Origin of the sequence: Clostridium uliginosum (assembly GCF_900112485.1) — a bacterium.
Classification (GTDB): domain Bacteria; phylum Bacillota; class Clostridia; order Clostridiales; family Clostridiaceae; genus Clostridium; species Clostridium uliginosum.
In genome coordinates this window covers 78,550-95,316 of sequence record NZ_FOMG01000013.1, presented here as the reverse complement: position 1 = coordinate 95,316, position 16,767 = coordinate 78,550, and the positions used below count along the sequence as shown (strand labels likewise).

12 protein-coding genes are annotated in these 16,767 nt (G+C 28.9%); 1 reads left to right on the top strand and 11 read right to left on the bottom strand.

Annotation, left to right across the window (positions count from 1 at the left end; translation table 11 throughout):
• Positions 1-280: 280 nt before the first annotated feature.
• Positions 281-1,498: a peptidase T gene (pepT, locus tag BM027_RS10085; protein ID WP_090091430.1), complete on the bottom strand. Its 1,218-nt coding sequence runs from the start codon at positions 1,496-1,498 to the stop codon at positions 281-283.
• 363 nt (positions 1,499-1,861) lie between these two features.
• Between pepT and BM027_RS10080 the strand changes: the two genes are divergently transcribed.
• Entirely contained in the window at positions 1,862-2,587 is a 726-nt protein-coding gene (locus BM027_RS10080) for a HEAT repeat domain-containing protein (protein WP_090091429.1), read from the top strand.
• A gap of 203 nt (positions 2,588-2,790) precedes the next feature.
• Here BM027_RS10080 and BM027_RS10075 read toward each other — a convergent pair whose 3' ends face one another.
• The 10 genes from BM027_RS10075 to BM027_RS10030 all read right to left on the bottom strand — a co-directional run bounded on the left by BM027_RS10075 (position 2,791) and on the right by BM027_RS10030 (position 16,702).
• Positions 2,791-3,204, bottom strand: a complete 414-nt coding sequence (locus BM027_RS10075; protein WP_090091427.1) for a hypothetical protein — start codon at positions 3,202-3,204, stop codon at positions 2,791-2,793.
• Positions 3,205-3,660: 456 nt separating this feature from the next.
• Positions 3,661-5,193 (bottom strand): YfcC family protein, encoded by a 1,533-nt coding sequence (locus BM027_RS10070; RefSeq protein ID WP_090091425.1) that lies wholly within the window; start codon positions 5,191-5,193, stop codon positions 3,661-3,663.
• A 137-nt stretch (positions 5,194-5,330) separates the two neighbouring features.
• Positions 5,331-6,242 carry a carbamate kinase gene (arcC, locus tag BM027_RS10065; RefSeq protein ID WP_090091422.1) on the bottom strand — a complete coding sequence of 304 codons (912 nt, stop codon included), beginning with the start codon at positions 6,240-6,242 and terminating at the stop codon, positions 5,331-5,333.
• A 13-nt stretch (positions 6,243-6,255) separates the two neighbouring features.
• Positions 6,256-7,251, bottom strand: a complete 996-nt coding sequence (argF, locus tag BM027_RS10060; protein WP_090091421.1) for an ornithine carbamoyltransferase — start codon at positions 7,249-7,251, stop codon at positions 6,256-6,258.
• A gap of 31 nt (positions 7,252-7,282) precedes the next feature.
• Positions 7,283-8,506 carry an arginine deiminase gene (arcA, locus tag BM027_RS10055; RefSeq protein ID WP_207647597.1) on the bottom strand — a complete coding sequence of 408 codons (1,224 nt, stop codon included), beginning with the start codon at positions 8,504-8,506 and terminating at the stop codon, positions 7,283-7,285.
• Between the two features lie 789 nt (positions 8,507-9,295).
• Positions 9,296-10,492, bottom strand: coding sequence for a sodium/glutamate symporter (gene gltS, locus BM027_RS10050; RefSeq protein ID WP_090091417.1), 1,197 nt, complete (start codon positions 10,490-10,492; stop codon positions 9,296-9,298).
• Between the two features lie 129 nt (positions 10,493-10,621).
• On the bottom strand, positions 10,622-11,416 hold the full coding sequence (locus tag BM027_RS10045; protein WP_090091415.1) for a tetratricopeptide repeat protein: 795 nt from the start codon (positions 11,414-11,416) through the stop codon (positions 10,622-10,624).
• A 581-nt stretch (positions 11,417-11,997) separates the two neighbouring features.
• Positions 11,998-14,250: an N-acetylmuramoyl-L-alanine amidase gene (locus tag BM027_RS10040; protein WP_090091413.1), complete on the bottom strand. Its 2,253-nt coding sequence runs from the start codon at positions 14,248-14,250 to the stop codon at positions 11,998-12,000.
• A 166-nt stretch (positions 14,251-14,416) separates the two neighbouring features.
• A complete protein-coding gene (locus BM027_RS10035; RefSeq protein WP_090091411.1) occupies positions 14,417-15,286 on the bottom strand; it encodes a DegV family protein in 870 nt (289 codons plus the stop codon).
• A 390-nt stretch (positions 15,287-15,676) separates the two neighbouring features.
• Positions 15,677-16,702, bottom strand: a complete 1,026-nt coding sequence (locus tag BM027_RS10030; protein WP_090091409.1) for an AI-2E family transporter — start codon at positions 16,700-16,702, stop codon at positions 15,677-15,679.
• Positions 16,703-16,767: the final 65 nt, after the last annotated feature.

Below are 16,767 nucleotides of genomic sequence, written 5' to 3'. Positions count from 1 at the left end.
TTGTAACCGTTCGTGTTTTCAAACGGTTTGTTTTATATGCACTTTTTTATATTTGAATTTTTTTAAAATTTACTTGACTATTATTAGCTGGTCTAATTATATAATTGTTTAAACCACATACATATTTGGTAATTACACACCTATTTGGGAAAACAATTATTTCTAATCGTAACAACTTCATATTAGAAATAAAATAATTTAAAGGTACCTGATGAATTTTTCAGGTACCTTTAGATATATTAAAATAAATTTACTAATTTAGCCCAAATAAATATTTTGTTTATTTGGCATATCTTTTTAATATCTCAATAATAATATTTGTACAAATGTCCATACCCTCAACTGTAATATGTTCATATTCCCCGTGGAATGCGAATCCTCCAGTTCCTAAATTTGGACAAGGCAATCCCATGTAGCTTAATCTTGCTCCATCTGTACCTCCTCTAATTGGTTCAATAACTGGTGTAACATTTATAGCTTTCATAGCTTCTGTTGCATTATCTATTAAGTGGAAGCAAGGTTTTACAAGTTCAACCATATTTCTATATTGATCTTTTATTGTAGCTTTTACTGTGCCTTCACCATATTTTTCATTAATAAGCTTTTCAGCAAGTTTTATCATTGATTTTTTCACTTCAAATTTTTCTATATCATGATCACGTAATATGTATTCCATACTTGCATGATCTGTATTTCCACTAAGTTTCTCTAAATAATAAAATCCTTCATAATCTTCAGTATATTCTGGTCTTTCACATGCTGGTAACATTGAATTAAATTCAATTGCTACATTTAAAGCATTTATCATAGTATTTTTTGCAGATCCTGGATGGACTGATACACCGTGAATTTCTACTTTAGCACCTGCAGCATTAAAGTTTTCATATGAAATTTCTCCTTCTACCCCACCATCAATTGTGTATGCAAAATCTGCTCCAAAATTTTTAACATCAAAAAGATCAGCGCCTTGGCCTACTTCTTCATCCGGAGTAAATGCTACGCATATTTTTCCATGATGAATATTTTGCTCTTTAATAATTTCACATACTGTAAGGATTTCAGCAATACCAGCCTTATCATCAGCACCAAGTAATGTAGTTCCATCAGTTGTAATAAGTGTTCTACCTTTTAAGTTTTTTAAATCAGGAAATTTATTTGGTGATAAGATAGTATTAGTTCCTTTTAATACCACATCTTCCCCATCATAATTTTCAATAATTTGGGGTTTTACATTTTCTCCTGGAGCTGCTGGTGCAGTATCCATATGTGCTATAAGTCCTATGCTTGGTTTATCTTCATATCCTTTAGTTGGTGGAATATATCCATAAACATAACAATGTTCATCACATCTAACATCCTTAAGTCCAAGTTCTTTCATTTCTTCTACAAGTAAATGTGCTAAATCAAATTGCCTCTCAGTTGTTGGATGTATATTAGAGTTTTCATCTGATGTAGTATATACTTTGACATATTTTAATAAACGTTCATAAGCTTTCATAATCATATCTCCTTTTTATACAAGGCTCTGTTTTAAAACCGTATTGATATTATTAAAACAAAGCGTTTATTAATAATTTCTTAATTTAACTAACATGATGCGTTATTATAATTAAAGTTTATACATATTATTTTCACTCAAATATTGTAAATTTGCAATAAAATTTCTTATATTTTATATTAATATTTTTGTTTATATTCTACTTATGCTATTAAAAATAGAATCAAGTTGAAAAACATAGTATAAATAGTTAATTAATTCAATTATGTTATAATAAACATATGTAATTTATAAATATAACTATATTACCTAATACACAAATGTTAGAAATGGTGAAGATTATTTATATAATGGGGGAGTTAGATGAAAAGTTCTAACGAACAATTAAAAAATCGTGGATATGTAACTGTAGAAGATATAAATGTATATGTTTATTCCAATAAAAATGAATTATTAGAATTACTAAAATCAAAAGAGCCTTATAAAAGAACCATTGCAATAAAATTATTATCAAATAAAAATGAGTTAGATAATGAAATGATAAATTTATTTTGCACTATGCTCTTATATGAAAATAAACTTTATACCAAAATGGAATTATGTAATGCTCTATCAAAGGCTTCTGTAAAATCGGCTAAAATTATGATTAACTATTTAGGGCTTATAGGTAAAAATCAATATACGGAATTACCTAGCAAAGAATTTAATAAGAAAAGTTATCCACTTCCAAGAGATATTATAGCAAGAACGTTAGCACATATGAGTGTGGATGTACTACCTGAATTAATCAAGACATTAAAAACAAATAATATTATTACTATTAGGGAAGCCATAGATTCAATAGGTTTTATATGTTTTTATAATTACAATTCTTATAGTGAAAATATTTTAGATGATTTAATATCATGTTTTAATGAACACATTACAGATGATATTGTTAGATGGAAAATAGTTAGGGCTTTTGAAAGTTTTAATAGTAAAACTGTTATGTATATTTTAATTAATATTAAAGAAAATGATAGTAACTCAATTATAAGAAATGAGGCAAAAAGGTCTTTGGATATTATTAATAGTAAATTTACATTTTAATTCATATAAGCAATTAATAAAAAAGTTATGAGATATGATAATTACTTCGCAAGTTTTAGTAATAAACAAATATGAATATAATGAGTTCTACGAAATAATATATAAGGATGACTTGTACATAATATTCTTAACTTGTGCACTCAACAAATAATTAAGTTATACTACCTATCGAGTGCATATAAACAGTTTAGTTTAACAGAGTCTTATTTTAGAATAATATTATTAATCTTCATAAGTTTGTTAAATTCATCTTGTCCTTTATAAAGAAGTAGTGGAATAAATATATAACTAATAAATCCTACTTTATTGAATATAAGTAACATTAATAAAATCGATGATACTATAGATACAATAATTGATGCCTTGTTTGATCTTTTTAATAAGTAAATTATTCCACCATTCATAAGACCAAATAAAGTTATCATAAGTGAAAATAATATAAAAATAGCAACTGGAGTATACTTTTCTGGTATAGTCGGTAAATTTCCATAAATCATTACAAATATAAGTGTGATAATGCCAAACACAATAAAGGCATTCCATGTCTTTCTTTTATTTAACATTAAAATAAATGTAAATACTAAATATGCAATACTTAAAACCTTTATTAACCCCATTTTAATTCCCCTCTTCAATTAATAAATATATTTATATTTTAAGTGAGTGTTGATATTTTTAATATAAGGGTGAACTGGCATTGGAATTTGCTTTGTAGAACTCTTAATGAAGATTTGTCCCATTAATTGCTTGTCACAATCTCTGATTGGGAGCATGCATTAATGGGACTAAGATTCTTTTTAGAGTTCTTAAAGTAAATTCCTCTGTCCATGATCTTTATACTCAAAATATCAACACTAATTTAAAATATAATCAATAAGGCATATTAAAATGCAGTGACACTTCAAAAGTTTAAGAAGCTAAATCTACTATTTAGTCCCCTAGTCTTTCCTCTAAGCATCACTGTATTTTATTATCAAAGCTTTTTTTAAACTATATAAGGCACATTTTTAAAAAATAACAAGTAAGTCATCTAGTCTATTTTCTTTTACGTGCCTAATACTTTAACACTCTGTTTATACTATCATTATTGCAATAGATAAAATTAACACACATACTACAAAAATTCCAAGTAGTATCCTCCATACATATTTTAACCAAGTTGAATATTCTAATTTTGCTATACTTAATCCACCCATAACAATAGCTGAAGTAGGAGTTATTAAATTTACTATTCCAGATCCTGCTGAAAATGCTGCTATCATAAGTTCTGGTGCTAATCCTAACTTAACAGCAAGTGGTGCAAATATAGGCATTGATATTGTAGCAAGTCCACTTGTAGATGGTATTAAGAATGATAATCCAATATAAATTATATAAGCTAGGTTTACAAAGATAACACCTGATACTCCATTTAATACATTACATGCACCATTTAATATATAAAGATCAAGTCCACTGTTAGTCATTATACATGAAATACCTCTTGATATTCCTATTACAAGTGCTACACCAACCATATCGGAAGCACCAGCTACAAATGAACTCACGATATCTCTTTCACTCATTTTAGCAATTATTCCAATTACAACTGCCATTAATAAAAACCAAGCTGCAAATTCATAGAACCACCAACTACCAAAAGGTGAGCCCATTAGAATTCCAGTATGATTACTAAACCATGATACTCCAAAATCTTCCCAAGGAATTATTCCAAGTATCATAACTAAAAATGTTATTCCAAATGCTATTAAAGCAAACTTTCTTCTTTTAGTTAATTCAATTGTTCCATCATTATCTTCAGAATAAGCTTTTAATGCATTATCAAGTTCAAATTTTGAAACTAGTGACTTAGTTGGGTCTTCTTTTATTTTTTTAGCATATTTCATAGTAAAGTATATTGCAACAGATAAACTTCCTATCCACAAAAGTCCACCTAATGCTAAAACTATTCCTTGATTAACAGGCACTCCTGCTGATGCTGATGCTATACCTGTTGCAAATGGATTTATAGTAGATCCAAGCACTCCACATCCTGCTCCAAGTAAAACTGTGCTAACTGCTACTAAAGGATCAAACCCTGCACAAATCATTGTTGTTGTTAAAAGCGCATAAAATGCTAAACTTTCTTCTGCCATCCCATATGTGCTTCCACCTATTGAAAATAATATCATTAATATTGGTATTAGTAGCAACTCTCTTCCTTTTAATTTTTTAACAATTGCAGCAACTCCTGCGTTTAAAGCTCCACTCTTAGTTACTACTCCAAGAAATCCTCCAATTATTAATACAAAGAATGCTACATCAATTGCACCAAATATTTTACCTTGATTCCATACATTTATATATTGTCCTTCTGTATTCGTAAGTGTATTAAGGGCCTCAGTTATTCCACCATTTTCCATTGCATCATTCATTGTATTTGCTATAGTTGCATCCTTAACGCCAATCATACCTGTTACTGGAGCCATTACAACATCACTAATTTTTGATGGAATCATGCCAGGAGCAAAATTTGTAATTATGGCAATAATTATAGTTAACCCTATTAAAATAGTATATGCTGATGGGAAGTTAAATTTCTTTTTTGAAGCTTTATTGGTGTCCATATTTTTATCCTCCTTTAATTATATTTCTCCCATCTCCTGTAACACCTATAAAATACTTTTAATATAATAATTTGTTTGAAGCTTTTAAAATAGTTTTGTAGTTCTATTTATTTACTATTAATCTTATTTGAACTAAATTATTTAGTGATTATAGTTCCTGTTAATCCTTTTAAAGCATCTTTAGCTTTACTAAGTGATGTTATTAAAGCTATTGATTCTTTACTTGAATTAACAAAATCTAAACAGGCCTCAACTTTTGGTAACATTGATCCCGGTGCAAATTGCCCTTCTTTTATATATTTCTTAGCTTCTAAAATGTCCATTTTAGAAATCTCTTTTTGATTAGGCTTATTAAAGTTAATGCAAACCTTATCAATTGCAGTTAAAATTACTAACATTTGTGCATTTAGATCATTTGCAAGCTTAGCTGCTGATTTATCTTTATCTATAACAGCTGCTACTCCTTCATAACCATTTTCAGTTTCTATAACTGGTATTCCACCGCCACCTACTGCAATTACTACATTGTCTTTATCCAAAAGTTCTTTAATTACATTAAGCTCAACTATTTCTTTAGGGTTTGGTGAAGGTACTACTCTTCTATAGCCTCTACCTGCATCTTCCTTGAAAGTAAATCCACTTTCTTTTTCTAATTTTTCTGCTTCTTCTTTTTTATAAAAACTTCCAACTGGTTTTGTGGGATTATTAAATGCTTTATCACCTTTATCTACAACAACCTGGGTTACTAAACTAACAACATTCTTATCTATATTTCTACTTTTTAATTCTTGTTTAATACTTTGTTGAAGGTGATACCCAATATATCCTTGACTCATTGCTCCACATTCTGGAAAAGGCATTTTAACAGATTCCATAGCTAAATTAATCATTCCAACTTGAGGACCATTTCCATGAGTTACAATAACTTTATAGCCTTCTGAAATTAAATCTACTATTGTTTTTGCAGTATCCTTAACTAACATTAATTGTTCTTTAGGAGAATTTCCAAGTGCATTTCCACCAAGTGCTATGACTAATCTTTTTTCCATAGCTTATTCCCCCTTAAATGCCTATTGTTGCAAGCATTATTGCTTTAATTGTGTGCATACGGTTTTCAGCTTCATCAAATACTACTGATTGTTTACTTTCAAATACTTCATCTGTAACTTCCATTTCAGTTATTCCAAACTTCTCTCCAATACTCTTACCAACCTTAGTATTTAAGTCATGGAAAGATGGTAAACAATGCATAAATATTGCATTAGGATTAGCATTATCCATAACGCTCTTATTAACTTGATAAGGTTTTAATAATTTTAATCTGCTTTCCCAAACTTCATCTGGCTCACCCATAGATACCCAAACATCTGTATAGATTACATCTGCATTTTTAGTACCTTTATTAACCTCTTCTGTTAAAGTAATTGTACATTCATTTTCTTTAGCAATTTCTCTACACTCATCTACTAATTCTTTTGATGGAAATAAATCTTTAGGTGCACATGCTGTGAAATTAACACCCATCTTAGCACATGAAACCATTAAAGAATTTCCCATATTATTTCTTGCATCACCTAGATAAACAAAGTTTATTCCTTTTAATGTCCCAAACTTTTCTTCTATAGTTAACAAATCAGCAATAACTTGTGTTGGATGAAATTCAGTAGTTAATCCATTCCATACTGGAACTCCTGAATATTTTGCCAAATCTTCAACTATTTCTTGACTAAATCCTCTGTATTCTATACCATCATACATTCTACCTAGCACTCTTGCAGTATCTTTAATACTTTCCTTCTTACCCATTTGAGATCCTGAAGGTCCTAAATAAGTTGTTCCCATTCCTAAATCCATAGCTCCAACTTCAAAAGCACATCTAGTTCTTGTAGAGTCTTTTTCAAATAGTAAAACTACATTCTTACCTTTTAAGATATTATGAGGTTGTCCCATTCTTTTAGCTCTCTTTAAATCCTTAGCTAAATCTAATAAATACCTAATTTCCTCTGGTGTATAATCTAATAATTTCAAAAAACTTCTTCCTCTTAAATTTACAGCCATAATATTTTCCTCCATTAATAGTATTTTAAATTTATTCCTCTCTTACTAGAGGCATTGACATGCAACGAGGGCCACCTCTTCCTCTGCTTAATTCACTTGATGGTACTACATAAATCTTTACTCCATTTTCCTCAAGTATTTTGTTTGTAACATAGTTTCTTGAGTAAACTACAACTTCTCCTGGTCTAATGCAAAGTGTATTAGAGCCATCATTCCATTGTTCTCTTTGAGAAGTTATATAATCTCCACCACCACAAGGAATTAAAACAATATCATCTCTATGAAGGTGTTTTGCAAGTACTTTTTCTAATTCCATATTTACTTCATTAATTACTAATTTTTCATCTTCTCCTTTAGTAATTTCAAAAACTTTAAGAGGTCCTTGAATTTGAGGATGAATAGTGAATTTATTATAATCTACTTGAGTGAATACTGTATCTAGATGCATATAAGCTCTTGATTTAGGAATATTAAATCCTAAAATAGTATTAATTTTATTTCCTTCTGTATTAAAGAAAATTTCTTTGGCAAGTCTTTGTAATCCTTGAGGGGATGTTCTTTGAGAAATACCTACAGCTAATACTTCATCAGAAAGATTTAAAACATCTCCACCTTCAAGTGAAAATGGGAAATCTCTATCATAAACTTTTTTAGTATCTTTAAATCTCGGATGATATTTAAAGATATATTCAGCATAAATAGTTTCTCTACCTCTAGTTACTGAATACATTCTATGAAGACTAATCTTATCTCCAATAGATGCAAATGGATCTCTTGTGAAATATAAATTAGGCATTGGATCTGTTATAAAAGGATACTCATTATCTACTAAGTCAGATAGTTCTACTTCTTTAAAATTACCTATAGGTAATTCATCCTTTTTAATACCTGACATAGTCTTTCTAACTAATTCTTTTGTATCTTTTATATTATTTAGGAATGTAGTTATTCTTTGAATCATATGTGGATTCAAAACATCTGCTTCTTCTATAAACTGACTTATAAATTTATCCCGTATTCCCTGATCATCTATTACTTCTGACATTAGTTCATGAAGATATAATACTTCAACTCCATTATCACGTAATACATTTGCAAAAGCATCATGCTCTGATTGAGCTTTTTCAAGCCAAGGAATATCGTCAAATAATAATCTATCCAGATATTCTGGTGTCAAATTTTCTATTTCTTCGCCAGGTCTATGCAATAAGACTGTTTTTAATTCATTAATTTCACTTCTAACTAAAATACTCATATTCTTATTACCTCCACTTAATTTTTTCATGTTTTATCATATAGCTAGCATCCGTAACACTTCTATTTTATACAAGTTGAAGTTAACGGTTGCATGCTCCTGTACTGATTGCTCCTTGAGGATATAATTTCTTCTAAATTTCAGATAGAGAATATATTCATAATTAAGAAACCTCCATCTGAAGATAAGAATCAATTTATAGTACATATATATGGCTTAAACGTATTTATAAGTGCATATAATTGTCGAAATATGTAATAGTAATATATATTCAATGTTTTTAATCTTTAATTGTAAATATAATGCATGATTTTTTGATAAAAACATTAATATTTTGTAAACATTTTCATCTTTGAAATACTTAAATATATATTAATAATACGCTTTGTTTTAAAACCGTGTTGAAATTGTTACATATTGTTCAGTGTGCTAAAGAATATCTTTTGAAAAAAGGGGCTGTATCATAATACAAATCATTTAATGATATGATGTATATTCAAAAAAATAGAAATAACATTTGTGGAAGAAGCATTGAAAAATAAGCTTAGAGTTTCTTCATTTGAAGTTGTTCCATAAATGATTGTCCTAATGCATATTAGGAGCAATCTTTTATGGGTACAACTTTAAATGTTAGAAACTCTTAGCGAAATTTTTCTAGTCTTCTTTAATAAATGTTATTTCTATTTCTTTGTTATTGCTTCACTTGATAATTCTTAGACAGCCCCTTTAAAAAATTATGAATATGCTAAGTATCTAAATTCATACAATAAATATTATATTTTACCTGCCCTAGTGTAACAAGTTTATAAATAATGTAATAACTGCAGAGTTTGCGAAATCTATAAAAAGACATCCAACAATTGGTACTACAAAATATGGTGTTGGAGCAAATCCAAATTTATCTGTTAGCGCATCCATATTTGCAACAGCATTAGGTGTTGCACCCATACCAAATCCACAGTTAGCAGATGCAAAAACTGCTGCTTCATAATCTTTACCCATTATACGAAAAGTTAAGAAGTAAGAAAATAATGCCATAAGAAGTGCTTGTGCAATAAGCATAACCACCATAGGAAGTGCCAAATCAAAGAGTTCCCATAACTTTAATCCCATTAAAGCCATAGACAAAAAGAATGAAAGACTAATTCCTCCAATTGTTTCAATTTCTTTTTCTTCAAGATCAACTTTTATCATATCACATATATTTCTAATGATTGCAGCTGCAATCATAGCACCAATGTATGATGGAAAAGTAAGTCCTAAATCTTGGATTAGGCTAGATATTATAGATCCTGCACCCATTGCAATAAAAATCCAAGAAGCACTATTCATAAGTCTTTTGTGACATAAAATAGCCTTATCATCTTCATGAAAATCACTTAAAGGAATAGATTTATCATGTGATTCTTTAGGCGTTTTTAATTTATGACGTTCAATTAAGTTTTTAGCAACAAAGCCTCCTATAAAACTTCCCATAACTAAACCAAAGGTTGCAGCAGCAAATGATACTGTAGTTGCACCTTTAATTCCTAATCCTTCTAAAAGTGGTCCAAATGAGCCTGCCGTTCCATGACCACCAATCATTGGAATAGATCCCGTACAAAGACCTAATAATGGATCTAAGTTAAATAATGATGCTAAAGAAACACCTAAAACATCTTGAAATATTGCTAACAATATTGATAAAAGCAAGAAAGTGACAACCTTAATGCTACCCTTTTTTAGTATCTTAATGCTAGCCGTATAACCAACGCTAGTAAAAAATGCAGTCATGAAAATATTTTGCAGTGTAATGTCCAAAGTTATAGTAGCAACATTTGTTATTTTTAAAGTAAGCATTAATATTGCAAATATAAGTCCTCCTATAACTGCAGCTGGTATGCAATATTTAGCTAATACTTTTATTTTCCTTCTTAAGTGTTGTCCTAAGTAGAATACAAGCGTAGCCAATGCCATTGTTTGAAATATATTAAGTTTAAATTCCATGTATCTTTTTCTCCTTCTTTTGTATAACAATTTTTATTTATAAAATATTAATCTTATAATTTTTTTAATTTTTTATTGTCTTAATTATTTTTTCAGTTTCTTAAGGATAAGGTATATTTAAATAAATAACTAAAACCTTTCTTTTAAAACAACTTTAGCTTCTTCAAGCCCTTGTCGTGATGCCTCTTTATACCACTTAAATGCTTTTTTAGAATCTTTCTCTACGCCTTTGCCATACTCATACATTACAGCTAAATTATATTGTGCATAAGAATAGCCTCTACTAGCAGATTCTTCATACCATTTAAATGCTTCTTTATAGTCTTGAGGAACACCTTTACCTTCTTCATACATGTATCCTAGAGTATTTTGTGCTTTTTCATATCCTTGATTTGCAGATTGTTTATGGTGTTTAAATGCTTCATTATAATCTTTGTCTATACCCTTACCATTCATATATATATTTCCTAAATTATAGTGAGCATAAAAATCTCCTTGTTCACAGGCTTTCTTATACCACTTAATTGCCTCTTTATAATCTTGCGGTACACCATCTCCATCTTCATACATACAGCCTAAATTACATTGTGCATTTGAAACTCCTTGCTCTGCTGATTTTGTATACCATTTAATAGTTTGTTCATAATTTTGTGGCACTCCTTCTCCGCAGTAATACATATCTCCTAAATTATATTGTGCAATAGAATATCCTTGATTGGCAGACCTTTTATACCATTCAAATGCCTTTTTATAATCCTGTAGTACTCCTTCTCCAGTATAATATCTGTCTCCTAATGTGTTTTGTGCTTTTGCATTTTCTCTTTTTGCATACTTTTCTAGTTTACTTAAATTCAAAGTTTCAAAATCTATGTCAGCATTTTTATAAATCTCTATCTTCTCATTTATTGATAATACTGTATTCAAATAAATTATCCCCCTAATTACTATGTTAACTTTGTTAACTAATTCTTCTTTTGTCAATACGTTTATTTTACTTATACTAAATTTATACCATAAATATATGTAAAGTTTAAATATATATGTTCTAATTAATTAATACATTTATAAATTTTTATTTAATTTTTATAATAAATTGCATCTTTAATTAACAATATCTAGTTAGAAGCATATATATCATAAATTTTCTATATAAGTTCCTCACTATAGTAGTTAAATCATAGTATTTATAAGTGTTCTAAAATTTATATTAATGAACAAACTTTATTGGAACTTATATATATTATTTTTGTTAATTATTTAAAAACATCCTAATTTAATAATAAAACAAAGTGTATTCGTAGTTTATTACCACCATATAAATATTTTATAATTTCCTGTGTATTAAAAAAGAACTCTAAATAGTTTTATTTATAAAGTAACTATCTAGAGTCTCTCTATTAGGCACATCAAAGAAAATAATATACGCAAAATATAAAGACATACTAGTCTACTATTTTTTTGAATGTGCCTTATACAAATTATCTTTTTATTATCTAATATTTTCCTTAAAGACTGTTTGAAACAGCTTGAGCAATCGCTTCTGAAACCTCTTGTTGGCTATCTGAATCTGCACATCTTAATGCTTCATCTTGATTTGTTATAAAGCCAACTTCAACTAGTACTGCTGGCATATTAGTGTTTCTAAGTACAAATAATGTACGGCTAGAATCATCTTTAGCACCTCTATTTTTTGCTCCAATTTTATTTACAATACTATTGTTTATAGCTGTAGCCATTTTTTTACTTATTTCAAGTCTTTTATAATCTAAATATCCGCCATAGCTAGCATCTTTAGGTGCTGTACTATAATAAGTTTCAACTCCTTTAGCTGCTTCTGTTGCTGAATTATGATGTATACTTATAAAGAAATCTGCATTTGCATTATTAGCAACATTAGTTTTATGAGAAAGACTTGCAGTTAATGTTCCATATGATGGTTTTTCTCCATCTTCCCTTGTCATTACTACAGTATATCCTCTCTTTTCAAACTCTTTTTGTAGTTTAGCTGCAACTTGCATGTCTAAAACTGTTTCACTATATGTTACTCCATTAGGTTCACTCTCACAGCCATAATCATTACCATAATCATGGCCTGGATCTATTACTATTGTTTTTCCTTTTGAATTTGTGGTATTACCATTATTAGTAGTATTATTTTGATTTACATTTTGATTATTATTTTGATTAGATGATGATGTTTGTTTCTTACCATCTGCACCAATTTTATAGCCATCTATTGTAGTATTAGTAAGCATCCTACCTGTGCTTGGTTCTAAATAATATGAATCACTACCTACATTAATCCATCCTGTTACCATAGATCCACTCTCTTTTAAGTAATTCCATGTTCCATCAAGATTGATCCATCCCTTAGCCATAGCACCAGTATCATATAAATAGTACTTACTGCCACCATCATTAATCCATCCAGTTTCCATACTTCCATCATTGTTGAAATAATACCAATAGTTATTCATATTTTCCCAACCGATTCTCATACTTCCACTATCATTAAATAAATAATTTTTACTGTTTATTGTATTAAAATTAGTTACCATAGATCCATCGCCTTGAAGAAAATACCAGTTATTATTATCTTTAAGCCAACCAGTCTTTATTCTACCATTTCCTTCAAAGTAATACCATTTTCCTGATAAAGCCGTCCAACCACTATTATCAGTAGACATAGCTCCCGAATCTTTTAAGTAATATAAATTTGAACCATCATTTATAAAACCTGTAGACATAGCTCCTGAATCTTTTAAGTAATACCATTGATTATTTAATTGAATCCAGCCTTTAGCCATAATTCCAGAGTTGTTAAAATAGTACCATGTTCCATTATCATTTAACCAACCTGTCGCCATTTTACCATCGTCTTTTAAATAATACCAGTTACTATCAGGTTTAATAAAGCCTTGTACCTTTGTATTATCTGATTTGTAGTAATACCAAGCTCCATTTTCTTGCTTCCAACCAATAGTTGATATAATATTAGGTTTATCAGCTTCTGTTTTATCCACTACTTGTGGGATACTTTTTTCAATAACTGATGTTGCATTTGGTGCACTTGGTTTAGTTTCAGGTGTTCCTGGCTTTGGAGTTTCCATAGATACTCCATTACTATCATTGGAGTTAGAATCATGATTTTCTTCTACTCCTGCATAAACAAGTAAATTCTTATATAATGTATTTATTTCTTCTCCATATGTAGCACTTGGAGCCCACTTACCACCTAAAGCATTTACAGTTTTCGCGGTACCTTTAATATTAATAAAATGTCTTGGATCATAAGTATCATTCTTAGGGTAACCACTAGCACCTGCATACAAAGCCAAATGATCCATATGAGCTTGTACTCCTCTATCCCAAGTCTTAAATACTTGATGAGCATCTTTATCTGTATCAGAACCTTCTGCTACTGTTTTAAGTTTAAGTCCACAAGGGTTATGATAACTTTTGTCTAATACTCCTCCAAAATTTCCATAGCCGGTCTCCTTTGCAGCTTGAACATACGCAATTGCTGGATTAACATCACCACAGTCAGATGAATACTTAAAGTAAAGATCTGCTAAATCGATAAATGTTTCTGTTGCTCCCTTAGATTTAGCCCATTTCCTGGCTTCTTTTACAGTTACCTTGCTATCTGATATTATCTTAACATCAGTAGTTGTTGCTTGTACATTTACTGTAGGACCAAAACTTAATATAATTGCAAAAGCAAATAAAAAAGTAATAATTTTATTTTTAATATTCAAAACATTTCCCCCCTTATATATATTTTAACAAAAAGTACCGAAAATCACAATTTATTAATATATTGTATTGGATATGGTAAAATTGGTATTAGGCATCTGTATAAAATAAAAAGCCACTTAATGTGAATATTAATCACATTAAGTGGCTTTATAACAATATTATTATTTATCTATTTTCTCCCATGAAGAACACTCCAACAGTTCCAGGACCAGAGTGTGTTCCAATAGTAGGTCCAATATCACTAATTAAAACTGAATTAATTCCAAATCGTTCTTTAATTTTATCAGCGACTATTTCTGCCTCTTCCTTAGCATCACCATGACTAATAAATACAATATCATTTTGCAATTTATAATTGCCCATTAATCTTTCCATATTATCAACAAGTTTAGTCAATGACTGCTTACTTCCTCTTGCTTTAGAAATAGGAATCAACTTTCCTTCATTATCTACATGAATAATTGGTTTTACACCCATCATAGTTCCAAGAATTGCTGTAGTTTTTGATACACGTCCACCTCTATACAAATGATTAAGATCATCTACAGTAAAGTACTGACATAAATTAAGCTTATTTTCTTCCAACCATGTAACTATCTCTTCAAGATTTTTTCCTGCTTTTTTTAATTGTACTGCTTTATGCACTAAAAGTCCTTCACCTAACGAAACACTTAAAGAATCTACTACTACAACTTTATTTTCTGTATATTCTTCATTTAATTCAATAGCTGCAATTCTTGTATTGTTGTAACTACCACTAAGCACTGATGAAAATGAAATGTGTAATACATCATATCCTTGCTTTAAATAATACTCAAACTTTCTCTTTGCTTTTTCTGGATTCACTTGAGCTGTTGTAGGCATTGATCCTGAACGCATTTTATCATAAAAATCTTTTATATCTAAAGTTTCATCTTCTATGTATTCTTTTCCTTCTATTTGAAAAGACATAGATAATATCCCTATTTCATTTTTTTGTAAATATTCATTCGGCAGGTCTGCCGTTGTATCTGTTGTTATAATAAATTTATTCATAATTATACTTCCTTATTCTTTATTTAATTTTCCATCTGTCTCTTAAGGTATATTTAAAAAAAATAACAAGTCCTAGCGTATTAAATATCTCCTATATAGTTTTATAGAGAATATTATAATTATATCATAGTTTTAGGCACATGAAAGAAAATAATAGACCAAAGATTCGACGTATATTTGGTCTTAAGACGAGATGCCCCTTGAGGATATAAGTTCAACTAAATTCATCTGGAGTTTAAAACTCCAGATGAAAATTTTCACTTTATGTTCAGTCTTTATTTTGAGAATGTATCTTTAATTTTGGGCTATGTTTTAATTGAATTTTGATATTGTAATATAAACATTATTTTAAAGTATATCCTAATTTTTTTATTATTTATGATTAGCTATCTACTTAACATTTTTCTTTGATAAATCAACTCCCAGTAGATCTATAAAGAACATAAATAAAGGTATTCCAAGTAATAATCCCCATATCCCCATAAAGTGTTCAGAAACTATTAATATTATAAAAGTAAAGAATATAGGAATATTAGTTTTATCGGACATCAACTTTGGATTTAAAAAATAGCTTTCAATAATATGAATAACTACTATCATAATAAGCACATAAACTATTTTTAATAATCCACCTATTTCAAAAGCTATTAAACTAAGTGGTATAAGCGAAATAATAACTCCTGCTACAGGAATTAAACTTAATATAAAAATCATTGCGCCTAATGCTATTAGACTTGGAAATCCCATAAAAGAAAGCATTATTACAGAAAGTGCAGTATTAAAAATAGCTATAATAAGCTGAGCTTGTATTACTTTTCCAAAAGAATTTAAAAAGTTTTTTACAAAATATTCAAGATACGTATAGATACTAGATACTTTGCTATCTTTAAATCTTCTTATAAAATCCAATATATTATCTTTCTCAAGCATAAAAAATAAACTAAGTATTATAGCTAAGATTGAATTTAATCCAGTTTTACCAGCATCAGTAGCTAATACTACTGCATAATTAAGTCCAACCTGAGTATATTTTCCTATGTCAAATTGCTGAAACATTTGTGTTAGATATTCACCTAATATGGTTGAATTATTAGGCATATTAAAATTAGATACTCCATTTATAATTGATATAGTTTGAGTTACAAGTAAAGGTATATATTTTATTACTGCAACTACAACTGATATAACCATAAATAAATATAAAGATATAGTGACGAGTTTGGGATTCACTTTAACAAATTTATTTATGTTTTTTACTATTAGCTCCTGAATACTGTTTATTATGTACGTAATAATAAATGTTAATAATACTAAATCAAATATAGATCTTATAGTATAGCAACCTATAAATAATAAAATTAAAAATAGTATTCTCTTTATAGTTTCCTTTTTAAAGAATTGTTTAAAAAACTCCATTTATTTTCCTCCAATTAGTATTGAAATTTCTTTCTAATGATACTCGTATAACTGCTAATGTTGCT

Bases quoted from the DNA above. Each gene is read 5' to 3' on its own strand.
- gltS (WP_090091417.1), bottom strand. From the start codon at position 10,492: ATGGAATTTAAACTTAATATATTTCAAACAATGGCATTGGCTACGCTT.
- argF (WP_090091421.1), bottom strand. From the start codon at position 7,251: ATGGCTGTAAATTTAAGAGGAAGAAGTTTTTTGAAATTATTAGATTAT.
- BM027_RS10030 (WP_090091409.1), bottom strand. From the start codon at position 16,702: ATGGAGTTTTTTAAACAATTCTTTAAAAAGGAAACTATAAAGAGAATA.
- BM027_RS10070 (WP_090091425.1), bottom strand. From the start codon at position 5,193: ATGGACACCAATAAAGCTTCAAAAAAGAAATTTAACTTCCCATCAGCA.
- BM027_RS10035 (WP_090091411.1), bottom strand. From the start codon at position 15,286: ATGAATAAATTTATTATAACAACAGATACAACGGCAGACCTGCCGAAT.
- BM027_RS10075 (WP_090091427.1), bottom strand. From the start codon at position 3,204: ATGGGGTTAATAAAGGTTTTAAGTATTGCATATTTAGTATTTACATTT.
- pepT (WP_090091430.1), bottom strand. From the start codon at position 1,498: ATGAAAGCTTATGAACGTTTATTAAAATATGTCAAAGTATATACTACA.
- arcA (WP_207647597.1), bottom strand. From the start codon at position 8,506: ATGAGTATTTTAGTTAGAAGTGAAATTAATGAATTAAAAACAGTCTTA.
- arcC (WP_090091422.1), bottom strand. From the start codon at position 6,242: ATGGAAAAAAGATTAGTCATAGCACTTGGTGGAAATGCACTTGGAAAT.
- BM027_RS10080 (WP_090091429.1), top strand. From the start codon at position 1,862: ATGAAAAGTTCTAACGAACAATTAAAAAATCGTGGATATGTAACTGTA.